Below are 21,268 nucleotides of genomic sequence, written 5' to 3'. Positions count from 1 at the left end.
GATAGTCTCTAAACATCCACTGGATGTTTAGAGCTTAATCAACTGTGCGGAGGTGGGAGTGAAACGGTCTGGGGAGAGACCGTTTCAGGTCGAACGCCTAGAAATAAAAAAGCGGAGAGAAATCAAATTCTTCGAATTATTGATTTCTGTCCCACTCTCTTTTTACGGTAAACGATTACCAGCACTTCTATAAATATCATACCACTCAGGACGAGTGAGCTCAAAATCTTCAGCCTGAGCAATACGCTGCAGGCGCTCTGGATTCATCGAGCCAACAATCGTCTGTATCTGAGCAGGATGACGCAGGATCCAAGCCACGATAACTGCTTCTGTAGAGACTTGATACTGCTTGGCATAGGTTTCAATCTTTTGCGTCAGCTCCTGATAATCAGCACTTCCCATAAACAAGCCTCTACCAAGATCAATCTGAAAAGGGGACCAAGCCTGCAGGGTTACCTTATTGAGTCGACAATACTCAATAGTACCATTATCACGGTCGACACTAGCAGCATTAGTCATATTAACATTGAGACCAGCATCAAGCATGGGGGTATGAGCCGGAGAAAGCTGCATTTGATTGACGACTAAAGGTTCCTTGAGATAAGCCTGCAAAAGCTCCATCTGATAGCGATTGTGATTGCTGACACCAAAGTGCCTAACCTTGCCAGACTCCCTCAAACGATCAAAAGCTTCTGCCACTTCTTCTGGCTCAACCAAGGCATCTGGACGATGAAGCACCAAAATATCCAAATAATCGGTCCCCAAGCGCTCCAAAATACCATCTACCGATTCCAAGATATGCTCTTTGGAAAAGTCAAAGTAGCCCTGCCTAATGCCACACTTAGACTGTAAAATAATAGAATCACGTGCAACTTCCAAGGTTTTCAGGACTTCACCAAAGCGGATCTCTGACTGACCGCCACCATAAATATCGGCATGATCAAAAAAATTAATACCAGTTTCCAAAGCTGTCCCAATCACACGTTCTGCCTGAGCACGCTCCAAATCCGCCATACGCATACAGCCCAGTGCAATACGAGAACCTTCAAGACCTGTTTGTCCAATTATTTGCTTCATCAGTTTCTTCCTCACTAGTAAGATGACTAGCTAAATTATACAAAAATATGTAAGCGATTTCAAATATCTGCTGTCAAGAGCTGGACAACAAAATCAAAACCGTGATTTTCTCACGGTTTACTGATTGAGCCCACTCTCCTTTTCATCACTCTTCATCTTCCCGATACTCCAAAATATCTCCTGGCTGGCAATCCAGTTCCCGACAGATGGCTTCAAGAGTCGTGAAACGAATGGCTTTAGCCTTACCGGTCTTGAGAATGGAAAGATTGGCAGGTGTAATGCCGATACGCTCAGCCAGCTCACTAGACTTCATCTTTTTCTTAGCCAGCTCAACATCTAAATTGATAATGATCATAAAGCCACTTCCTATATCGTAAATTCATTTTCTTTAGCGATGGCAACCGCTCTTTCTAGCACTACAGAAATCACCCAAACCAAAAGTGCAATTAAGATATAAGCCAAGTTAAATAATGAAATATCATCATTCTCCATACCGACACTAAAATTAATGATACCTGATCCACCTGTCAAAAACGACGCTAACAATAAGTATAGACTAGTCCGACGAGCTAATGTGACATTTTGATCTGTAAAAATATGATCATCAAGCAGATTCCTCAAGAATTGCTTGATATTTCTAAGAATTAATACAGTTGTTACAAAATAATAGAGGATACTAAATAATAATAAACCAATACCCCACCAAGAGACTTTATCAAAATCTAATCCCCTACTAATCTCATCCCTAAATTCTGGCATAAACACAGCAACACCGCTAGATATCACACCGATCAGAACCAAAATTCCCAAAAGTAAATAGTTAAATCCTAATACAAGGTTTATAACATAGTAGATCGCTTTTATAAGTTTGTTTTGTCTAGACATCAGAGAACTCCTTTATTCATTTTTATTTCAGATAGACCTGCAAATTACCATCCACCTCTATCTTGGCTTGGCGCTTAGTATTGGGTCCAGATTTTGGACGGTGAGTTATATCACCTGCCCTACTCGTCAGATTAAACTGACCATCAAAGCTCTTTGGCAGGGTAACAGCCGCATCTCCATTACTGGAAAAGAGATAAAAATCTGAGAATTTAGCATGCTTACCCAAGGTAATGGTGATACTGAGTTTAGGCTTTTTCCCCACAACCGTCATGGAAAAATCTCCTTCTGAGGTTGAAATGGTTAAATCCCCATCATCATAACCCATCTTCTTCTCTAAGGCATCAATATTGCTCTGAGCTATTTTTCCTTGGACTTGAACACTCGTCTTTTCCTGGTCGCTCTCTTTGACGATAATGCTCGCAGGCTGCTCAAGCGTCCCTATAGTAATACCTTTAATCGGTTTGGAAGGCAACTCAAATGTCTTATCATAAGTCACATTTGACTGATCACTAGCGATAGCTGAGTAGATAAAAGCACCAATACCTAGAATAAGAAAGGCTAAGAAACCAATCACAACTGCTTTTCTCATAGGTCTACCACCTTCTATTTAAATTCACGCTTATAAAATAAGCCAAAGCCTAATACTGCATAAATCAGACTAGCAAAGAGAGCACAGATAACGGTCTTAGTCAAATAGACACCAGTCGGATCTACCTGCCCCAATTGATTAAACATCAAATAAGGCATAAATACAGAGGTCTTAAAGGTAAGAGCCATCAATAAGGTAAAAAGATTATCAAAGAGCAGGGCCAAGAGCAGATAGACCGTATAAGATTGGTAACTGCGCTTGAAAAAGTTGAAAATCAAGCCAATCAAGCTAGAGATAACCAGATAGATAGGCAGTTGGTAAAGGAAATACTTCATGGCTACTCCAAGATGAGCATGCCCAGACCAAATAAGAAATAGAAAGCTCGTCAGGACATAGGCAAGGAGAACAAATAAGATACTCATGCCTAAGTGGGCAACCCATTTGTAACTAAATACCTTCAAGCGATCTTGACTCTTAATCAAAAAATTATTGACAGTCCGATTAGCAAAATCCTCTCCGAAGAATATCTTAGCCGGCGTCACTAAAAACAAGGGCATCAAACTAGACCATACAGAGATCGCATTGACCATGGCACTATCTGAAACATCCTTGCGATAGACATAAGCAAAGATCATAGCAAACACCAAAAGCAACACCAGAGATACTAAAGCCAACTTCTCCTTAACAATACGATAGAGATCTGCTTTTATATAATTCATGAGAAATCCTTCCTTTCTAATCAAGTAAGTTCAGATAGTAATCTTCAAAGCTACTACCAGCATGGTAAATATCCGTAATTTCAATCTCCTTGTCCAGCAAATCAAGAATGATCTGATGCACAGAGCGATTAGGATCCAGCACAATCTTATCATCTTGAAGACTAGGATTTAGTCTCAGCTTTTCCAATACGGAAAAAGCTAAGCTATTATTGGTCGTAGCTAGGTAAACTTTTTCAGAGACAACACTCTTGAGTGCTGATTTTTCAATATCCTTGATAATCCTACCCTTATGCAGGATCACAAAGCGATCCACCACCAGCTCTAACTCTGATAAAATATGGCTGGAAATCAAGATTGTAATACCATACTGATCTCTCAGCTGATGGATAATATCCCGCATCTCCTTGATACCTGCAGGATCTAAACCATTGATCGGCTCATCTAAAATCAGAAAATCTGGAAAATCTAGAATAGACAAAGCAATAGCCATGCGCTGGCGCATACCAAGTGAAAAGTCCTTGACCTTCTTCTTACGGTCGACATTGGCTAGCCCCACCAGATTCAAAACTTCCTTAATCCTTTGATCTGCCTGTTTAATCCCGATTTGTAAGGCGGAGTATTTAAGATTAGCAAAGGCTGACATATTAGGATAGAGGACAGGCGACTCGATAAGAGCGCCGATTCTATAATTAGACGTTCGAGTGATCTCTCCGCCATTCTTGGCAATCAAGCCTGATAAAATACGGATCAAGGTCGTCTTACCAGCACCATTTTGTCCCACTAGACCTAATATCTCACCTCTGTGAATAGGAAAAGAAACATCTGCTAAAACGCTATGTTTCCCATAGGTTTTAGTCACGCCTTGAATCCTTAACAACAAGTCTTTTGACATAAGATTTCCTCACTTTATCTTTTTATCGATATGTAATTATCGTCTTTCGATAATTACATGTTACCTGAGAAAAAACCTTTTGTCAATAAAAAATTATTAAAAAACGATAATTTTTTGAACAAAAAAGCTGAAGTCTAAAACCTCCAGCTCTATAATATTTAATCAAAATTTCCGCTCTCTTTTAGGTGGGGGAGCAATAGTTGCCAATTAGGATCCGTCTGCCAGTTAGGATCTTGAACGATCTGAGCAGCCATGCGTCTGGCTTCTTCTAAGATATTATAATCTTCCACAATATCAGCCACTTGAAATTCTGGAATCCCTGACTGGCGCGTCCCAAAGATTTCCCCAGACCCCCGCATTTTGAGGTCTTCCTCAGCTAGGGCAAAGCCGTCCGTCGTCTCACACATAGCTGTCATCCGACGTTTTCCGACCTCATTTTTAGGATTGGCCACCAAGATACAGTAAGACTGCTTATCTCCACGACCAACTCGCCCCCTAAGCTGGTGGAGCTGGCTGAGGCCAAAGCGATCAGCATCCATGATAATCATAACCGTAGCATTGGGAACATTGACCCCAACCTCAATAACCGTTGTAGATACAAGGACTTGTGCTTGCTGATCTTTAAAGGCCTGCATGATAGCATCTTTTTCTTGCGTTTTCATCCGCCCGTGCATTAAGGCAACGCTGGCACGATCACCAAAGTAATCAACCAAATCTTGGTGAAGTGCCACAGCATTTTTTAGATCTAAAGCCTCTGACTCCTCTATCAAGGGTGAAATAATATAGGCTTGAGCCTTTTTATCCAACTCACTACCTAACCAGTCCAAGACTGTCTCGAGCTGTTCATGCTTGACCCAGCGTGTGATAATAGGCTTACGCCCCGCTGGCAGCTGATCAATAATAGACACATCCATCTCACCAAAAGCCGTAATAGCTAAAGTCCTTGGGATCGGTGTTGCCGTCATCATCAAAACATCAGGATTATCACCTTTTTCACGAAAGACCCGACGTTGATTAACCCCAAAGCGATGCTGTTCATCAGTGATGACCAAACCCAGCTTGTGATAATCCACTCCATCTTGGATCAGGGCATGCGTCCCTATAACCATATCAACTGATCCATCCGCAATCCCTGACAGGGCCGCCTTTTTAACCGCAGCTTTCATCCCTGAGGTCAAAAGGGCAATATTGAGTTGAGGAAAGAGAGCTATCAAGCTCTCAAAATGTTGCTGAGCCAAAATTTCAGTCGGCACCATAAGCGCTGACTGAAATCCCGCAGTATAGGCCGCATACATGGCTAGACTAGCTACTATTGTCTTTCCAGAGCCGACATCTCCTTGAAGCAATCGATTCATATGGGCACCTGATCGCATATCAGCCAAGATCTCATCGAGACTGCGCTTTTGAGCAGCAGTCAGCTCAAAAGGCAACTGAGCTACTCTTTGTGCTAACTGATCGTGATCATAGGCTATCGCAAGACCGCTGGTCTCAGACCTATTAGCCGATTTGAGAACGTGAAGGTTGAGTTGAAAATAAAAGAGTTCCTCAAACTTAATACGTCGCAGAGCCTGGTGGTAGTCAGCTAGATCCCGAGGAAAATGCATAGCCCTAACAGCTTCCTGGCGTCCCATAAGACGATACTTATCCAACAGGATCTGGGGTAGACTTTCTCTTAACTCATTCAGAGCACCGCTGTCAAAGGCAGAGCGAATAGCCTTGATCAAGGCAGTTTGTGAAATGCCCTGAGCCACATGGTAAACCGGTTGCATATCATCTTCTATCTGGGCTAAGACCTTGATCCCAGTCACAGCAGACTTAGCTGCATCCCATTTCCCAAAGATCGCCACCTCTGCTCCTAGCTCAATCTTGTCCGCCAGATAAGGCTGATTAAAAAAGCTAACGGCAATGACCGCTTCGCCCTGCTTAATCTTGAAAGAAAGACGATTGCGCTTAAAGCCATAATACTGGACATTAGCAGGTGTCACGACAGTCCCTGTAATAACAGCCTTCTCCCCATCGACAAGCTCAAAGACCGATCTCCTCTTAAAATCCTCATAACGAAAAGGAAAATACAATAGCAGATCCTCAATAGTAAAGAGTCCCAATTTAGTAAATTTTTCTGCCGACTTAGGGCCAAACCCCTTAAGTGCAGCAATTGGTTGACCTAATAACATAGAACCATTATAGCACGTGAGCCCCAGGCAACCAAAGGATTTTATTAGAGCAAACAAAAAGCACCTCCTAAAAGAAGATGCTTAGATAACTTTCGATCATTATCAGATACTCTAACTCTGTTATATCATCCCATTACCAGCAGTTTACTCGGTAGGAATGAGATGGGTAATGAGCTCCTGAGTAACCGAAGCATGAGGCATAGTTATAACTACGGCTATAGCTGGTACGTAGGCTATATCTTGAATATGAATAGCTGCTGTACGACAGACGTGAGCCATAAGGATAGCAACCAGCTGCTACATAATAGTAGGTTGGTGGGCAATAAGATACAACATATGTTACTGGTACATAGGCAACATAAGTATACTTAACTGGGATGTAGCATCTGTAACCATTTGGCTTTTGTGGAACATCCTTAGTTGGCTCTTCTGGAGTTGGTTGCTCTGGAGTCGGATTTTCTGGAGTTGGGGTATGCGGAGAATTACCGCCAGGAATCGTTGTTGGAGCATTTTTTTCATAAGTATAGGTAACAACAATTGTACCACGAGTAAATTGACCTGATGTATTATCACTTGAACTTACATAAGAATAACCATCAAAGTTTGAACGAGAAGTCTCGTAAGACTCACCTTCTTTACCGGCACGCGCTGGCTCTTCCTCAAGCACAACACCATCAGTAGTAACATGACGAACCACAACTTTTCCTGTAAAAGCAGCTTCTGCAGTGATGCTGTTTCCATAGATATTAGCTGTGTCATTATCGTGCTCAGTTGTATAAACAAGATTTCCTGATGGATCAGTAATTGTCAACTCAGTATTATTGATTCCTGTAATTTTTTTACCATCTTCACTGATTTCATCAGAACTTGGTGTATAGCTTGCTTTTAGCTCCAAGGCAAATTTATTAGTCTTTTCGAGACCCTTCAGCGATTTAAGAACAATAGACTCACCATCATTTGAAATCACTTCAAAGATAGCTTGTTCACGATCATTTAAAATGATATTGTGAGCATTTACAACAGTATCATCATAATAACCACGCTGTGAATCTTGTTTGAGAATATCACCAACTTTATTGGTCAAGGTCACAAGAGCAGTACCATCAACTTTAACCGTAATTATTGAACCTTCTACGATTGGATTGTTAGCACTATTTTTTAAAACAACCGCAAACTTACCATTGGTCAATTTCAAACCATTTTCAGCTGATTCTACAGAGTTTAATGGGCTAGCTACTTCAACAACAGTCTGAGGAATGCTTTCTTTTCCGTAGGCACCAACTTTAACCTCATCAGTAGCTACTTCCTTACCACCGGCAGCGATCTTAGTAACATAAGCATATTCGACTGATGACAGTAAGTGAGTATAGTATTGATTGGTATAACCAAATTTATAGGAAAGATCAATCACATCCTCAGCTGCTTTATTGAAAACAACACGTAGTTTAAAGCTATTAGCCATAGTCTCTGCTGATAGCTGTTGATCTTCCACAGAGTTATTATCACGAGTGTTATTTTGTTGATTATTGAACGGCTCTGATTCTTTACCAACCAATTCTAACTTACCAACAACTGTTCCATCAGCAATGGTCACATCTTTACCATTTAGACCACCTAAGGGCAGGTTAGTGAAAGTATAGTCAATAGTATCACCTTCTTTAACCTTTGTATCCACTTTTGTAGATACCTCAATGGATGCACGTGATTCAGAAACAGTTGTTTGCTCGTGGGTTACGGTAGCTGTCGTTGTGTTGGCTACTGATGCAGCCTCTTCTTGAGTCTCGGGTGCAGCAGTTGTCGAAACAGGAGCTGATGCTTCTGCAGGCGTTTCTACTGCTGCAGTATCAGCTGCAATCTCCGCCAAGGCAGCTTCAGAAGTTGAACCTGTTTGACTGTCAACAGATGCTGTCAATGAGAAGGTTGCTGAGTTTTCAGAAGCAGCGGGAGCCACCTCATCCCCATAAACTGTTTGTGAACCTGCTATGGCAGCAGTCGCAAAAAGCATCAAGACACCTGCAAGACCAATACCTTTAAATTTCTTTAAGGTACCATAGCCTTTAGCATTAACTTGTTGTTTCATATAAAATTCTCTCCCTTTCACGCTCTTTTGAGCGTCATAATTATAATTCGCAACTTCTTATTAATTCAATGAATAGCTCTCTCATCAACAGAGCCAAATTCCTAAACTTGTCTCTCATCTCAGGCTTAGGAATTAACTCTGCCTCCCTCTTAATCCTTTGAACAGGGAACTCTCACCTTCCCTATTCAATCTGAGTTATTTATGTCCTTAATGGAAATTGCGATTTTATTGTATCACCACATGTCAGTATCGTCAATTTATTTGACTTCAAAATGTAATCTTTTAGTTACATTTAAGAAATATTACATTTCTCAATTTGCTGATAGGTCATTGCTTAAACATCAATAAGCAGCCCACTTTTGAAAAAAATAGTTCTATTGAAGGATGATAAAGATAAAATCCCTTCCATCCCTTAACTGTGAGGTCAGGTGTATTTAAACCAAGCAAAAAGGACCGAATCCTGTCCAAAACAGAAAAATCAGTCCTTGAGAATAGGTTTAGTCAGCTTTCAAAAATCAGCCAGCCATTAAAGATTTGTAGCTGAGTGAATACGTTGCCCATCTACCTCAAACTCAACAGGTAAAGGTGTCTCTTGGTAGCCTTGAGCTGCTGCTTCTTTTAGATCTTCACCATAATTGTTGGTCAGATAGGCTCTATAGTCTATTGGCGCAAAAACCTCATAGCCAGAAAAAGGTAAGGGATAGACTTCGTCAAAAATGTGACGATCCAACATCTCACCAAAATAGCCCTTGGCAGCACCAGGAAGACTGACCTGTTGACTAGAGGTATCACTATAGCTGCCATGCCACTGATAAGCACGGGCATTCCAGTAGCTGTAAGACTTAACACTAAAGAGAGTCCCCAACACTTGGATACCTAGCTTAGCGCCGAAGGAATGACCAGCCAGCTGGTGGTGGCCATCATGCGTCAAAAAGACACTAGAAGCGACGATATCCAAAAGCCGACTCTCAAATCCATAGTAAAAACGCTTGAGGGGATTATCAGGAACAGCTTCAATGGTATAAAGATCCATATAGAGTTTTTCCGCATAGGTCACGGGAGCATGGGTCTGTCTATAGAGCGAATCCTTTAAATAGAGACGAGGATGGCTGACCTCCTGGCCTGCTTGTCCTATCTCAGGTATCATGAGCTCATAGCGATCGGATCTTGACAAAGCTTTTGCCAATCTAGCAACGTCAGACCGATAAAGGGCCATCTCTAAGCTGGCCTGACCCGGTAGAAAGCCATAAGCCTCACTAGCCCCAAGCAGGGTATCTCCCACAGCATAGAGACTAATCCCTTCTCTAAAGCACAGATTAGTCACATCTACTAACATAGATAGCAGATGCTCCTGCATGCGTGTAATGACAGCTGAGTTGCTCACGTCACTTTCTCCTTACTTTTCTTTAGGTGGTTTTGGTTAATCAAAACTTAAATCATATCTGCTTTCCATTATACCAAAAACCTCCCAGATAGTACCTCCATATCTCAAAAAGCAAACTTATTTTTCTAATGCAATCACTCCCTAGCTAAAAATCTCAGCGATACCAGCCATACCAATCGTCCTCATCAATCACACCACTATCTGATGCAGTGTAAGAGCCCTGATGTCTAAACGTATTGCTTTCAATAGTGATGTGATGATCACGTAAGTAAGTCGGGCTCTTAGAAAATTTATTCATATGGATAGGGTAAAGAATCCGCCTATCCATCCCTTCAGCATAAACCGTATGATCAAAAGTATTATGGACAAATCTAATATGATGATAATCAGCATTGCCATGCGTATGAGATCCCAAGGTCGGACCATAGGGACGCTGCACTCGTCCAGTGATATTCCCCTCGATGAGTTGTTGCCCCGATGGACCATGGTAAGGAAGAAATCTGGACTGCCTCACTGTAATATAAGAGGATGGTTCCTGATCATAACGGTCAGTCTTCCAGAGCACAGTCTTTGAAAGATCCAAGCCCCCAAAAGAAGTCTCAATAGCACTATCGACCTGTATGGCCTCAGAATAAAGAGAATGCGGTGACCTCTTGTAACGAGCCTGAATATCAGCTGAGGTCAAATCCTCTCCACCATAGCCTTTAAATGTGAGACCTTCAAAGCTAATATGACGGCTCCCTGCTAGATCAAAAATATGATCATCAGACTTATGAGCATTCTTAAAGGTCATGTTTTTAAAGACCAAATCACTAGCATGGAAAAGACGAGTATGGAAGTGGCCGCGCCAGCTATACGGTTGAAAAATTTCACCTGTCTGCTGATCTGTCTGCTCATCCATACTTCCCGTAACAATAAGATTAGATAATTGACTCGCCCTGCCCAGTCTTGTCTTATGACTTCCAGCGATATCCCAAGTAAAAAAACCTCTCTCTCCGATTAGTATCCTAGAATAACCAAAGTCAATCGATCCCTTCGATTTTTCGGAAATATACCAGAAAGTAGGGGCTAATATACGGTAGACCTTATCCTCAGGAAAAGATAGCGGCCTAGTGTTCTCAAAATAAACGCTGTCCTGACTCCAGTTGCTACCTGTCTTCTCTAAATAGTTGTCAAGGTCTGCCTGGGTTTTAATATGAACAGTCATGTGATTTTCTTTTGATTTAGTTTTGGGACTCATGATCCATAACATCATTAAGCCCAAAAGCAAGAAACAGATAAAGAATCTTTTTTTCATGATAATTTTAGTCGTCACCCTTAAAATAACAAACTTGGCAAAAATCCATAAAACTTAGACAAGGGTCAGGCTTTGATGGGGAGCCCTGCTATTAATTCTTAAGGATCTCCAAAGTTCGCTCAATACCTTCTTGAATAGCAAATCGAGGCTGCCAGCCTAAGGCTCGTAATTTACTGCCGTCTAGACGTGCCTTCGTTGCCTTGCTGTAACCTTTTGCTTCCCTAAGCTCCGGTAACTCAAAAACAACCTTAGTACCAACCTGCTCAGCAATAAGACCAGCTAGATCTTTCAACCTGATATCTGATGTCACATCCGCAATGTTGTAGGCTTCTCCTGACTGACCTTCTGTCAAAATCACCAACAAGCCAGAAATAGCATCAGCCATATAAGTATAGGAATAATATTGATTTCCTTCACTTTTGAGGACGATATTTTCTCGATGAATCGCTTTAAAAATAAACTGACTGATAGCTTTTGTATCTGTTGTTAAAATTGAAGGACCATAAGAGCGGGTGAAGCGTGGAATCACGACATCCACACCATACTGTTCCTTATAGGCTTGACAGAGTGCCTCCCCGGCACGCTTACTCTCAGGGTAACCAGCACGTAAGGTATTTGAATCAATGTAGCCACAATACCTTTCATCAAAAAGCTCTACATCGCCTCGATTTTCGCCGTATATCTCATTTGTTGAAGCAAAGGCAAAACGTTTGACCTGCTTAGAAACACAAAGATCTAACATATTTTTTAAGCCGATGATATTAGTTGTAATAGTTCCTATAGGATCTGTCGCATAGGCCAGAGGATGGGTATGGCTAGCCAGATGGACAACAAAGTCTACCTGACGACTAAACTGCAAGGGCTCATTGATATCATAAGAAATAAATTCAAAAAAATCCTCATCAAAATAAGCGAATCGCTCTTGAGCTTTTTCTTGATTTCGACCCAAAGCATAGATTTTGCAGTTAAGATTATCCTGAAAATTCTTTTGGGCAAGCACATCCACTAAGAAAGAGCCCAGTAGTCCTGTGGCTCCCGAAATAAGGATAGAAGAATCCTGAAATTGCTTCCAATCAATCGCCAGCTGTGAGGTGTAAGCGACATCATCTAAATACAGGTCATGCTTATAAAATACCATCTTTCAACCCTACTTTAACCACTTATCCTTATCCGCTTTGAGATAAGCCTTAAACATTTCTAAGTCATCCTTGGTCGTCAACTTAATATTCTTGTCAGAACCAGCTGCGAAATAAAGTTTTTCTCCCAGCTCAACCATCATCGTATTGGTATAAGATGACCCATAGATACCAATGCCCTTTTCAAAAGCTTCCTGATATTTCGCATTCAACAAACCAAAATGATAGGCTTGCGGTGTTGATACACGGCGTAGCGTTTCACGTGGAATATACTTGGTCGTTGTCATCTCATTATCGTCATCAATCACAAAAATTTGTTCATTATAAGGCAATGAAGTGACAGCATTCCCATATTTTTCTGCTTTTTGGATGACGTCAGTCAAAACGCTATCATCTACCAAAGGACGAATACCGTCATGAATGATGATAACAGCCTCATCATCTACTTCCCCTCGAAGATTGTAGATTCCATTACGAATAGACTCTTGACCCGTATCTCCACCAGAGGCTACCCATTTAAGCTTAGTGATATTAAATTGCCTAGCATAGGCTTTCAAAATGTCATGCCAGCCATCAATACAGACTACTTCAATAGCATCGATGAGGGGATGATTTTGAAAGGACTCTAAAGTATAAAGTAAGATCGGCTTATCATAGACATTGATGAATTGCTTGGGAATATCCTGTCCCATACGCGAACCTGTCCCTCCAGCAATAATAACGGCTATATTCATATTCTTCTCCTTATTCTTCTGGTGCTCCACCTAGGTCGATAATATCATATTGATGCTGAACCCTCTTTTCAACGGGGGGCAGATCCATATAGTTGGGCCCGTAAATAGCTGCCAAGTACTCCTTATACTTTGTAGGTACCCTCAGTTGAACACCCGCAAAGTCTAGATAGGCACCTTGCCCAAAATAATCTGTCGGAACAACTTCCTTTAACTTATAAGCCCCTGATAGGTTGCCCGAGAAGGCTTGTGTCATATCATATTTGGATAAGGTTTTGATATAGTATCCTTGCCACCGCTTATAAGGTAAGATTTTTTCTATCTTGGTCACACTAGCAAACTTAATCAAAGCCTTTTCAAGAAATGGTCGATTGTCCTTATTTTGATTGACAATGGTATTGAACTGAGAGAGCTGTACCATCATGCGTGAAAACAGGTAGCGTTTCTCATGAATAAAACGAGAAAACTTCCCTCCCGGCATACCATCTATTGGAAAAATATCAATCCAAATACTCTGATCCTGTGCAACATTACTATAAGTCATGCGGATTTTGGTGCTGGTATCTTGGATATTCATAAAAGCCTTAGTAAATGAAGGCGTATTTTTTTCATTGATACACTTATAAGGTGCTTGAAATTCAGTCTCAGGTAAAGCCATCAGCTTATCGTAGTCTGCCCTAGGCATGCCCAAGTCAATATCATCATCCCATGGGATAAATCCTTGATGGCGCACAGCTCCCAAAAGCGTACCACCCAAGGCAAAATAGTGAAGACGGTGTTTTTGGCAAACTCTGATGAACTCAGTAAGAATCCCGATTTCCTTTTTCTGGATGATCTCAAGACTATTCATTGATTTTCCTTCCTAGTCAAAGCTAATTGATACAGTTTTTCATGAAGCATGAGTGCTGTCATAGCTAGCTTACGCCCTCTTTTAACATAGGGATTTTTTAGAATATCCAGGTAATGACGTCTGAGGTACTTGATAATGCCTTTTTTTTGGTCATAATCACCAAAGTCTCTCGCCTGAAGCATCTTGTCTAAGACATAGAAACGACTCCAATACAAACGGTACTTGGCTCCATCTCTAAACTTAGGATTATCCTTTAGGCGTTGATAGTTGGCTTCATGAGCGTAGATGACATTCATATCTTTTGGAAGATAAGTTGTATTGACGATACTGCCTTCTCGCTTTATATAATAATACAAGGGTTCCATAATACCGACCGCCTTTTGACAATCTAAAAAGTAAGGAATGATAAAGAAGGCATCTTCGTAGGTCTTTCCAACTGGAAAAGGATATTTTAAAGCAAGTGCTCTTTTATATAGCTTGTTCCACAAATGCATGGTGACATTGTTAGAATATAGGACATTCTCAACCAACTCATCACGGCTTAAAACAACTTTCCCCTTATTAGTATCATAGTCTAACTTTTTAAGCGCACCATGGACATGATAGAAACCACAATAAGCCACGTCAGCATTTTCCTTCATGATTTCATGATAAAGACGCTCATACATGGTTTGGTCAATATAGTCATCCGAATCAACAAAGCCAATATAATCAGCTCTTGCATGTTCTATTCCGACATTTCGAGAATCACTAACGCCCCCATTTGGCTTATGGATTACCTTGACACGCTCATCTTGTGCAGCAATACGATCGCAAATCGTTCCAGACTGATCGGTAGAGCCATCATCAACCAAAATAATTTCTATATTTTTTAATGTCTGATTCCTAACAGAATCAACACTTTTTTCAAGGTATTCCTCAACATTATAAATTGGAATGATCACTGATATTAGCGGCTTTGCCATCTCTTACCTCGTTTTAGTCATGCTATCATTAGCGAATGCCTTTTGTCCTAGCATACTTAGCCAGTAAGCCAAAACAAAAAGCATGCCCAATAGACAAAAGACCAATTTTTTTACTATTAGCCTTTGCTAAACGCCAAATCTCAGGATTCAGCTCTTTAACCATTGACTGATAGCTTAGATATTCCTGCTTAGCTTGCTTGGTATCGTCCATGAAAAGACTGATATTGGTATCCAAGGCTACCTCTGTCTTGCTTAATTGATTTTCCAGTATTTTTAAGCGAACAGAATTAGGGTGGCTTGAGGCCAATCTATTATACAAACGAATCAGCTGATACGTTACCTTGCGGTGCATCTCACGGTTCTTGACAAAATTAGCAGGATTAACGCTTTGCTCCGCTGTCCCCATGCGGTAACAATAGACCTTATAAGGAAGATAAATAGCAGTTTCAAGATAGGGCATAGGAAAGCTAATATACTCCATATCGACATAGAACATCTTTTCATCAATATGAATGCTATGCTCTTTTAAAATACTAGTTTTAAAAGTTGTCGCATGCATCATAGGAAGACGGCCCGCTTCCTCAAGCAGCTCATCATAGCTTTGAAGTTTCTCAGCAGTAATCGGATAAGATTGCTCTACGATTTCATCTGTATCCATATTATGATCTTCATAAGGAGAGATGACGATATCCGCATCAATTTTTTCAAGGTGCTCGACTAAGGACACAAGTTCCTCTGTATTGACCCAGTCGTCTCCATCGACTACCTTAAAATATTTACCTCTGGCTACAGCCATACCACTGTTAATCGTTGACCCATGACCGCCATTTTCTTTATCAATAACCTTGATGGTTGCTGGGCATTTTTCCTCATATGACTTCGCTTTAGCAAGAGTGCCATCCGTGGAACCATCATTAACTAGCAGGATTTCCAGCTTGTCGTTGATACGCTCGTCGAGAAGCGTCGGCAAACAAGTATCCATATAGCTTTCAGTATGGTAAGAGGGAACAGTAATGGTTAAAATTTTTGTCATATTGGATTATCCTATCATTTATTTAAAGTGACGTTTATCTCGTAAATAAGCTAATCTTGGGAGATAAAGGACAAGATTATAAATCATGTTTGTCTTGGGACTGCTATCTAAACTAGTAAAGAAATTCCTTTTATTGGTCGCTGCGATCTGACGTAAACGACGAGTTTTAGCCTTATCATGCTTATGCATGAGCAAATTAGCTCTCAAATATTGAATGGCAATGCGCCCCTTCCTAGCAAGAACAGCCTTCCTAGCCCTGGGTAAGTCAGACGGTATTAATTGTTCAATGCGATCCATACAGTCTAAAAAATTGTCAAAATACTTATCATAACCTGCTTGCAGACTAGCCAAGCGAGTCTTATTACTGCTATTACTAAATATCATATAACGGTAGAGAGGCTCATTCATTAGCTTGACTCTTCCTGTCATCGCTATCAGATACTCTGCCACAAAGAGAAGATCCTCAGCCATGAAGATTTCTCTGTTAAAGACTAATGAGCTTCCTTTGATAACACTCGCTAAAAACAGCTTATTCCACAGATAACCCTGAGGACCTTTTTCTGCTATGAGATATTCCAATGCCTGATCCTTGCTGAACATACCTGCTTTGATAGAATAGACTGTCTTCCTTTGCTGCTCCCTATCTACTGCAGTATAGGAGCACACTGCCAAGGCAACACTCGGGTCTTCAAATGCTCCATAAAGTTTGGCTAAATAGTCTGGTTCAACACTATCATCCGCATCGACAAAAGCTATAAAATCACCACTGACATGGCTTAAGCCTAAATTCCTAGCCGAAGAGACTCCTTGATTAGCTTGATGAAGCACTTTGATAGTCAGCTCTTCATGACTAGCTTTTAAAGCATACAACTTATCCAAGGTTTGATCCGAAGAACCATCATCGATAAAAATCAATTCCCAATCAGCATAAGTCTGCTGAATAAGACTATTAAAACAAGACTCAATCGTCTCCTCTGCATTATAGCAAGGAATGATCACACTAATCATGTCAATTACTCCTAGTCAATTTTTTATACGCAATCAAATGCGACGGCACCTGCTTTTCTTTTGGAGGATATTTAACAATATCTCCATATTGGGTATGAAGATAATATTCCATATCTTTTGGAGCTGGATACTCAGCCTCTCCAAACTTGACCTTTTGAAGAGGAAATACACGTTTCTTTTCAAGGAAATAGTGCTTATTTTCACGGGTGCTGCAGCGATAATCCAGACGCATATACTTAGCCTGAGGATCTATACGGTAATGCTTTTCTAAATGACGGCGATTAAGTCTGTCAAATGGCAGGAAATGAAAACTATTGTAAAACATTCGACAGTAGAGTTCTGCCTGTAAACGCCATTTGTGCTTGAAACCTGTTTGATTATAGCTAGGAATATCGGTGTCGTCATAGACAAAAATATCCACAAACATCCCTTGATAGTCATTAGACTCTGAAGACCAGTAACGACCATCATTGAGATAAGAATGCTTATCTCTTAGTTTATGAAATTTGACGCTATTAAATCCCTTATCATTCCCATAGGTTTGAAGTACCATATCCTCCCATTGAGGATTGAGGGCTTCTAACTTATTCCAATTTTCACGAGTCATAGCCAAATCAAGATCATCATCCCACGGAATAATAGCTTGATGGAAATAAGCACCGATCAGTGAACCGCCTTCAAGCCAGTACTCAATACCGTGCTCTACACAAAACTGATCAAAATCAGCCAACATACGGTAGTGAATACCGTTGATCTCCTCTTTTTTCTCCCAGAACAGATCAACCTGTACACGGGATTGAATTTTTTGATGATGCTTTTCTAATAAGCGCTTAAACATAAGGTATGAACTCCATAGAATTTCTAATATTATTTTTTGATCTTGATATAGTGCGTTGGATAAAAGATAAAATCAATATAGGGTAGTTTTGTCATTAAATAAATGGCAAAGATGCTACCAAACCAACCTGCCAGTAGTCCTAATGGCAAGTGCAAAAATAGATTACTTATTCCAAGTTTTAACAAAAAGATACGTGTCACACTGACAATCGGTGCATGTAGAATATAAATCACAAGGCTATCGATCCCATATTTCATAAAGTAATTTTTAAACGCACTAGACGGGACTCTTTCAAAAGCTATAAAAGCAAAAGGTACGACGATAAAAAAGATGATCCCCCAGAATCGTGGTAAATAATAGGAAACACGATTAGTAAAATCCACCTGAGACCAAAGAACAAGATAAGCAAGGATAGCAAGTCCTAAAACAGGCAACCAAATTTTGATCTGCTTAAACTCAACGCCTCGTAATAAGCTGCCCAACATAAAGACTGATGCCCAAAGTCCAACACGCTGGACTATCATCAAGTCACTTGGAAAAAGGCTAACCGCTAAAAGCATGGCAAGAGTAATACTAAATAAAATCTTTTTATCCTTAATCAAAATAGATAATAATCCTAAAACAAGGAAAATCCCCCATAGTACATAAAGGAACCAGGAAACACCTAGCGGAGCTTTGTAGATGTGAACCAAATCTGACAAACTGGCAGCATCTCGAACGCTGGATCCTCCCATTGTCTGAAGAACAAATTGGATAATATTATAAAAAATATAGGGAATACCGAGTTGCAAGGTCTTCTGCAAAACAAACTTTAGATAACCTTTAAAGGTCTCCTGTACTTTAAAAAAATAACCAGATAGAGCAAAAAAGACGGGCATGTGAAAAATATAAATAGTTTGAACACCCAGCCAGAGACTGTCTGCAAAATCTGGAAAACATTCAGATTGGTACAATCCCAAGAGAACATGCCCCACAACCACTAAAAAGATTGTAAAGCCTTTACCAAAATCAATCCAATCAATTCTAGTTTTAGGTGCTTTAGATATATTTTCAGTCACTGATACAAATCTCCTTCATATTCTATCGATACAATTTAATCTTGATTCTACCCAGCCTAATTGATTTTTCAAAAATCAATGCTGAAAGCAGATAGGTGATAACTAACAGCCGTATCGTATTGAAATCCAATAGCGTTTCAAAAAAGCGATTAGAAAAAATCAACATGATTAAATCGTTAAATAAAAATGCGTATAGAAACAGCCTAAAATCTATTCTTGATAGACTAATAATGCCATATTTGAGCTTATTATAGGCATAAGCATAATAACCAGCAATTATCGAAATGAACGGAATAAATCCGAATAAGCCAAAATCATATATAAACTGATAAAAGGTTGTATAAACATTGCCCAGACCATATGTCGCATTATATCTGACAAAAGGGATGTCTAAAGGTATATGAGGAACCTTTTGCATATCCCATAAATAATGATAAAGGCTAATAAATGTCTGTTGACCAAAATTCTGTTGAGGTATTGGAAGATTATGCGTTTGTATAAAAACATCTAAATTATACAGTGGCGCTCCTAAATAGATAAATAAATAGTGAAAGCTATTAATCTCACTATAAGAATTAGTTCTTCCAAATAAACTCAAGGTCGATAAGAACAAGAATACTATAACGATACCAGCAAGCAATAATCTCCTAAGTAATTTTTTATCAATTTGAAAATGATTATTTTTCTGATAGAAGTAATAATAAACTACTCCAAAAAACGTTATAACTCGGAAAATCCCTGAACGACTACCAGAGAGATAGGACAAAATAATCATCAAAACAATGACTAAGAAATAAAGAAGATTTGCCCGTTTTTTTATCACTAAATTATTAGCAAATACATATACTGTAATATATCCAAAAGCTTGTGCAAACGTATTAACAATATTATAAATCCTAGATTGAAATATTCCCAAACTACGATAGCGTTGCATATCAAACTTAACTAAATTATCAAATAGGGCAATTTTTTCACTTAAGCTACCATTGCCCAATCCAGCTGCACTTGCGACTCTATCTAAATGATTATACTTCAAGTAAATAGCATAAATAAAGACTACAATAAAAATGAGAACCAATATATTTGAAATTTTTAGTGCTTTTAATGGTTTCTGCTGTTCCAGCTTGACATCCAAACTATAGCGAGAATTTTCAATTTTAGAAAATAGCAAGGTAAGTCCTGTAAATATCATGAAGGATGCTACAAGAATTAATAAAACTTCAGCATGAAACTGTAAATCTAGATAAAACAATGCGAACAAACATACAAGTGCCTGCACAAAAAACGTTCCCGAAAAAATAATTGCAGGACTCAAGAAGTCATTATTGAACAATCTAAAATTAAAAATAACAAAAAATAATGCGACAGCTAGTATCAAGAAAAGCATCAAAAACTCCTAAATAAATAATTATAGGGCATTTCTTACCCCACTTCTTTCCTCACACACTGTAGGGCAGCGGCGATAACTTGGTGCATATCGTAGTAGCGGTAGTGACCGAGACGTCCACCAAAAATAACCTTATCTTGCTTTTCAGCCAGGTCCTTATAGGCCTTATAGAGGTGATTGTTGCGGTCATTATTGACAGGATAATAGGGCTCATCCCCACGATGCCAGGTCTTAGAGTATTCCTTGGTAATAATGGTTTTCGGTTGGTTCCCAAACTCAAAGTGCTTGTGTTCAATAATACGGGTATAAGGTGTATCTGCATCTGTGTAGTTGACCACGGCATTCCCTTGGTAATTTTCCATGTCAAGGTTTTCGGTTTCAAAATGCAGACTGCGGTATTCCAGCTCACCCAGCTCATAATCAAAGAACTGATCGATCATACCAGTAAAGACAATCTTAGGAAAGTCTGCCAAGTAGTGATCCTTCTCAGCAAAGAAATCAACCCCCGTCTCTACATCAATATTGATATGATCCAGCATCTTCTCAACGATCTGAGTGTAACCCCCGATCGGAATTCCTTGGTAGGTATCATTGAAATAATTATTATCATAGGTTAAGCGCACCGGCAAACGGCGGATAATAAAGGCTGGTAGCTCAGTGGTTGGCTTGCCCCATTGCTTCTGCGTATAGTCCTTGATCAGCTTTTCATAAATATCAGTACCCACCAGAGAAATAGCCTGTTCTTCCAGATTTTCAGGTTTCTTACCACCTAGAACTGCCCGCTGCTCCTCAATCTTAGCCTGAGCTTGAGCTGGTGTCACCACTCCCCAGAGCTTGTTGAAGGTATTCATATTGAAGGGGAGATTATAGATCTCACCCTTGTAATTCGCAATGGGACTGTTGGTGTAGCGGTTAAATTCCGCAAACTGATTGACATAATCCCAGATTTCTTTGTCTGATGTATGAAAGATATGCGCACCATACTCGTGTACTTGAATGCCTTCTACCTCTTTAGTGTAGATATTCCCTGCGATATGGTCACGCTTTTCAATAACCTTGACTCTCTTGCCCTTGAGAGCCGCTTCATGGGCAAAGACAGCCCCAAATAGACCTGCCCCAACAACTAAATAATCATAGTGTGTCATGATACCGTTTCCTTTACTTT

Annotated in this window: 20 protein-coding genes; all 20 read right to left on the bottom strand. The window is 40.0% G+C overall.

From position 1 onward, the window contains the following. Positions 1-162 precede the first annotated feature (162 nt). The 20 genes from AC4HAJ_RS05255 to glf all read right to left on the bottom strand — a co-directional run bounded on the left by AC4HAJ_RS05255 (position 163) and on the right by glf (position 21,248). On the bottom strand, positions 163-1,077 hold the full coding sequence (locus AC4HAJ_RS05255; RefSeq protein ID WP_491079108.1) for an aldo/keto reductase: 915 nt from the start codon (positions 1,075-1,077) through the stop codon (positions 163-165). 145 nt (positions 1,078-1,222) lie between these two features. After that, positions 1,223-1,432, bottom strand: a complete 210-nt coding sequence (locus AC4HAJ_RS05250) for a helix-turn-helix domain-containing protein (protein WP_491079107.1) — start codon at positions 1,430-1,432, stop codon at positions 1,223-1,225. Between the two features lie 11 nt (positions 1,433-1,443). Continuing rightward, on the bottom strand, positions 1,444-1,962 hold the full coding sequence (locus AC4HAJ_RS05245; protein ID WP_491079106.1) for a DUF2975 domain-containing protein: 519 nt from the start codon (positions 1,960-1,962) through the stop codon (positions 1,444-1,446). A 22-nt stretch (positions 1,963-1,984) separates the two neighbouring features. Continuing rightward, the gene (locus tag AC4HAJ_RS05240) at positions 1,985-2,551 is read right to left on the bottom strand and encodes a DUF4097 family beta strand repeat-containing protein (RefSeq protein ID WP_491079105.1); all 567 of its coding nucleotides are present in this window, start codon (positions 2,549-2,551) and stop codon (positions 1,985-1,987) included. Positions 2,552-2,565: 14 nt separating this feature from the next. Continuing rightward, positions 2,566-3,270, bottom strand: a complete 705-nt coding sequence (locus tag AC4HAJ_RS05235; RefSeq protein WP_491079104.1) for a hypothetical protein — start codon at positions 3,268-3,270, stop codon at positions 2,566-2,568. 16 nt (positions 3,271-3,286) lie between these two features. Next, on the bottom strand, positions 3,287-4,162 hold the full coding sequence (locus tag AC4HAJ_RS05230) for an ABC transporter ATP-binding protein (RefSeq protein WP_491079103.1): 876 nt from the start codon (positions 4,160-4,162) through the stop codon (positions 3,287-3,289). Positions 4,163-4,320: 158 nt separating this feature from the next. Further along, positions 4,321-6,336 (bottom strand): ATP-dependent DNA helicase RecG, encoded by a 2,016-nt coding sequence (recG, locus tag AC4HAJ_RS05225; RefSeq protein ID WP_491079102.1) that lies wholly within the window; start codon positions 6,334-6,336, stop codon positions 4,321-4,323. A 133-nt stretch (positions 6,337-6,469) separates the two neighbouring features. Continuing rightward, a complete protein-coding gene (locus AC4HAJ_RS05220) occupies positions 6,470-8,416 on the bottom strand; it encodes a MucBP domain-containing protein (protein ID WP_491079101.1) in 1,947 nt (648 codons plus the stop codon). Between the two features lie 526 nt (positions 8,417-8,942). Further along, positions 8,943-9,800 carry a hypothetical protein gene (locus AC4HAJ_RS05215; RefSeq protein WP_491079100.1) on the bottom strand — a complete coding sequence of 286 codons (858 nt, stop codon included), beginning with the start codon at positions 9,798-9,800 and terminating at the stop codon, positions 8,943-8,945. Positions 9,801-9,954: 154 nt separating this feature from the next. Then, positions 9,955-11,007, bottom strand: a complete 1,053-nt coding sequence (locus AC4HAJ_RS05210; protein ID WP_491079099.1) for a hypothetical protein — start codon at positions 11,005-11,007, stop codon at positions 9,955-9,957. Positions 11,008-11,188: 181 nt separating this feature from the next. After that, on the bottom strand, positions 11,189-12,235 hold the full coding sequence (locus AC4HAJ_RS05205) for an NAD-dependent epimerase/dehydratase family protein (protein WP_491079098.1): 1,047 nt from the start codon (positions 12,233-12,235) through the stop codon (positions 11,189-11,191). A gap of 9 nt (positions 12,236-12,244) precedes the next feature. Then, positions 12,245-12,967 (bottom strand): IspD/TarI family cytidylyltransferase, encoded by a 723-nt coding sequence (locus AC4HAJ_RS05200; protein ID WP_491079097.1) that lies wholly within the window; start codon positions 12,965-12,967, stop codon positions 12,245-12,247. 10 nt (positions 12,968-12,977) lie between these two features. Next, positions 12,978-13,814: a LicD family protein gene (locus AC4HAJ_RS05195; protein ID WP_491079096.1), complete on the bottom strand. Its 837-nt coding sequence runs from the start codon at positions 13,812-13,814 to the stop codon at positions 12,978-12,980. Continuing rightward, positions 13,811-14,779, bottom strand: a complete 969-nt coding sequence (locus tag AC4HAJ_RS05190; RefSeq protein WP_491079095.1) for a glycosyltransferase family 2 protein — start codon at positions 14,777-14,779, stop codon at positions 13,811-13,813. Before AC4HAJ_RS05190 ends, AC4HAJ_RS05195 begins: the two co-directional genes overlap by 4 nt. A 28-nt stretch (positions 14,780-14,807) precedes the next feature. Next, the gene (locus AC4HAJ_RS05185; RefSeq protein WP_491079094.1) at positions 14,808-15,812 is read right to left on the bottom strand and encodes a glycosyltransferase family 2 protein; all 1,005 of its coding nucleotides are present in this window, start codon (positions 15,810-15,812) and stop codon (positions 14,808-14,810) included. An 18-nt stretch (positions 15,813-15,830) separates the two neighbouring features. Continuing rightward, the gene (locus tag AC4HAJ_RS05180) at positions 15,831-16,820 is read right to left on the bottom strand and encodes a glycosyltransferase (RefSeq protein WP_491079093.1); all 990 of its coding nucleotides are present in this window, start codon (positions 16,818-16,820) and stop codon (positions 15,831-15,833) included. 1 nt (position 16,821) lies between these two features. Continuing rightward, on the bottom strand, positions 16,822-17,658 hold the full coding sequence (locus AC4HAJ_RS05175) for a LicD family protein (protein WP_491079092.1): 837 nt from the start codon (positions 17,656-17,658) through the stop codon (positions 16,822-16,824). A 29-nt stretch (positions 17,659-17,687) separates the two neighbouring features. After that, on the bottom strand, positions 17,688-18,716 hold the full coding sequence (locus tag AC4HAJ_RS05170; protein WP_491079091.1) for an acyltransferase family protein: 1,029 nt from the start codon (positions 18,714-18,716) through the stop codon (positions 17,688-17,690). 22 nt (positions 18,717-18,738) lie between these two features. Further along, positions 18,739-20,103, bottom strand: a complete 1,365-nt coding sequence (locus AC4HAJ_RS05165) for an O-antigen polymerase (RefSeq protein WP_491079090.1) — start codon at positions 20,101-20,103, stop codon at positions 18,739-18,741. Between the two features lie 35 nt (positions 20,104-20,138). Beyond that, the gene (glf, locus tag AC4HAJ_RS05160; protein ID WP_491079089.1) at positions 20,139-21,248 is read right to left on the bottom strand and encodes a UDP-galactopyranose mutase; all 1,110 of its coding nucleotides are present in this window, start codon (positions 21,246-21,248) and stop codon (positions 20,139-20,141) included. Between the last annotated feature and the right edge of the window lie 20 nt (positions 21,249-21,268).

The sequence above is a fragment of the Streptococcus sp. ALY_211 genome (assembly GCF_058314555.1).
Note: the sequence above shows the minus strand (reverse complement) of the source record. Positions and strands in the feature narration are given on the sequence as shown.

Bases quoted from the DNA above. Each gene is read 5' to 3' on its own strand.
- AC4HAJ_RS05165 (WP_491079090.1), bottom strand. From the start codon at position 20,103: ATGCTTTTCTTGATACTAGCTGTCGCATTATTTTTTGTTATTTTTAAT.
- AC4HAJ_RS05180 (WP_491079093.1), bottom strand. From the start codon at position 16,820: ATGATTAGTGTGATCATTCCTTGCTATAATGCAGAGGAGACGATTGAG.
- recG (WP_491079102.1), bottom strand. From the start codon at position 6,336: ATGTTATTAGGTCAACCAATTGCTGCACTTAAGGGGTTTGGCCCTAAG.
- AC4HAJ_RS05220 (WP_491079101.1), bottom strand. From the start codon at position 8,416: ATGAAACAACAAGTTAATGCTAAAGGCTATGGTACCTTAAAGAAATTT.
- AC4HAJ_RS05195 (WP_491079096.1), bottom strand. From the start codon at position 13,814: ATGAATAGTCTTGAGATCATCCAGAAAAAGGAAATCGGGATTCTTACT.
- AC4HAJ_RS05235 (WP_491079104.1), bottom strand. From the start codon at position 3,270: ATGAATTATATAAAAGCAGATCTCTATCGTATTGTTAAGGAGAAGTTG.
- AC4HAJ_RS05185 (WP_491079094.1), bottom strand. From the start codon at position 15,812: ATGACAAAAATTTTAACCATTACTGTTCCCTCTTACCATACTGAAAGC.
- AC4HAJ_RS05200 (WP_491079097.1), bottom strand. From the start codon at position 12,967: ATGAATATAGCCGTTATTATTGCTGGAGGGACAGGTTCGCGTATGGGA.
- AC4HAJ_RS05245 (WP_491079106.1), bottom strand. From the start codon at position 1,962: ATGTCTAGACAAAACAAACTTATAAAAGCGATCTACTATGTTATAAAC.
- AC4HAJ_RS05250 (WP_491079107.1), bottom strand. From the start codon at position 1,432: ATGATCATTATCAATTTAGATGTTGAGCTGGCTAAGAAAAAGATGAAG.
- glf (WP_491079089.1), bottom strand. From the start codon at position 21,248: ATGACACACTATGATTATTTAGTTGTTGGGGCAGGTCTATTTGGGGCT.
- AC4HAJ_RS05205 (WP_491079098.1), bottom strand. From the start codon at position 12,235: ATGGTATTTTATAAGCATGACCTGTATTTAGATGATGTCGCTTACACC.
- AC4HAJ_RS05255 (WP_491079108.1), bottom strand. From the start codon at position 1,077: ATGAAGCAAATAATTGGACAAACAGGTCTTGAAGGTTCTCGTATTGCA.
- AC4HAJ_RS05190 (WP_491079095.1), bottom strand. From the start codon at position 14,779: ATGGCAAAGCCGCTAATATCAGTGATCATTCCAATTTATAATGTTGAG.
- AC4HAJ_RS05210 (WP_491079099.1), bottom strand. From the start codon at position 11,007: ATGACTGTTCATATTAAAACCCAGGCAGACCTTGACAACTATTTAGAG.
- AC4HAJ_RS05230 (WP_491079103.1), bottom strand. From the start codon at position 4,162: ATGTCAAAAGACTTGTTGTTAAGGATTCAAGGCGTGACTAAAACCTAT.
- AC4HAJ_RS05240 (WP_491079105.1), bottom strand. From the start codon at position 2,551: ATGAGAAAAGCAGTTGTGATTGGTTTCTTAGCCTTTCTTATTCTAGGT.
- AC4HAJ_RS05175 (WP_491079092.1), bottom strand. From the start codon at position 17,658: ATGTTTAAGCGCTTATTAGAAAAGCATCATCAAAAAATTCAATCCCGT.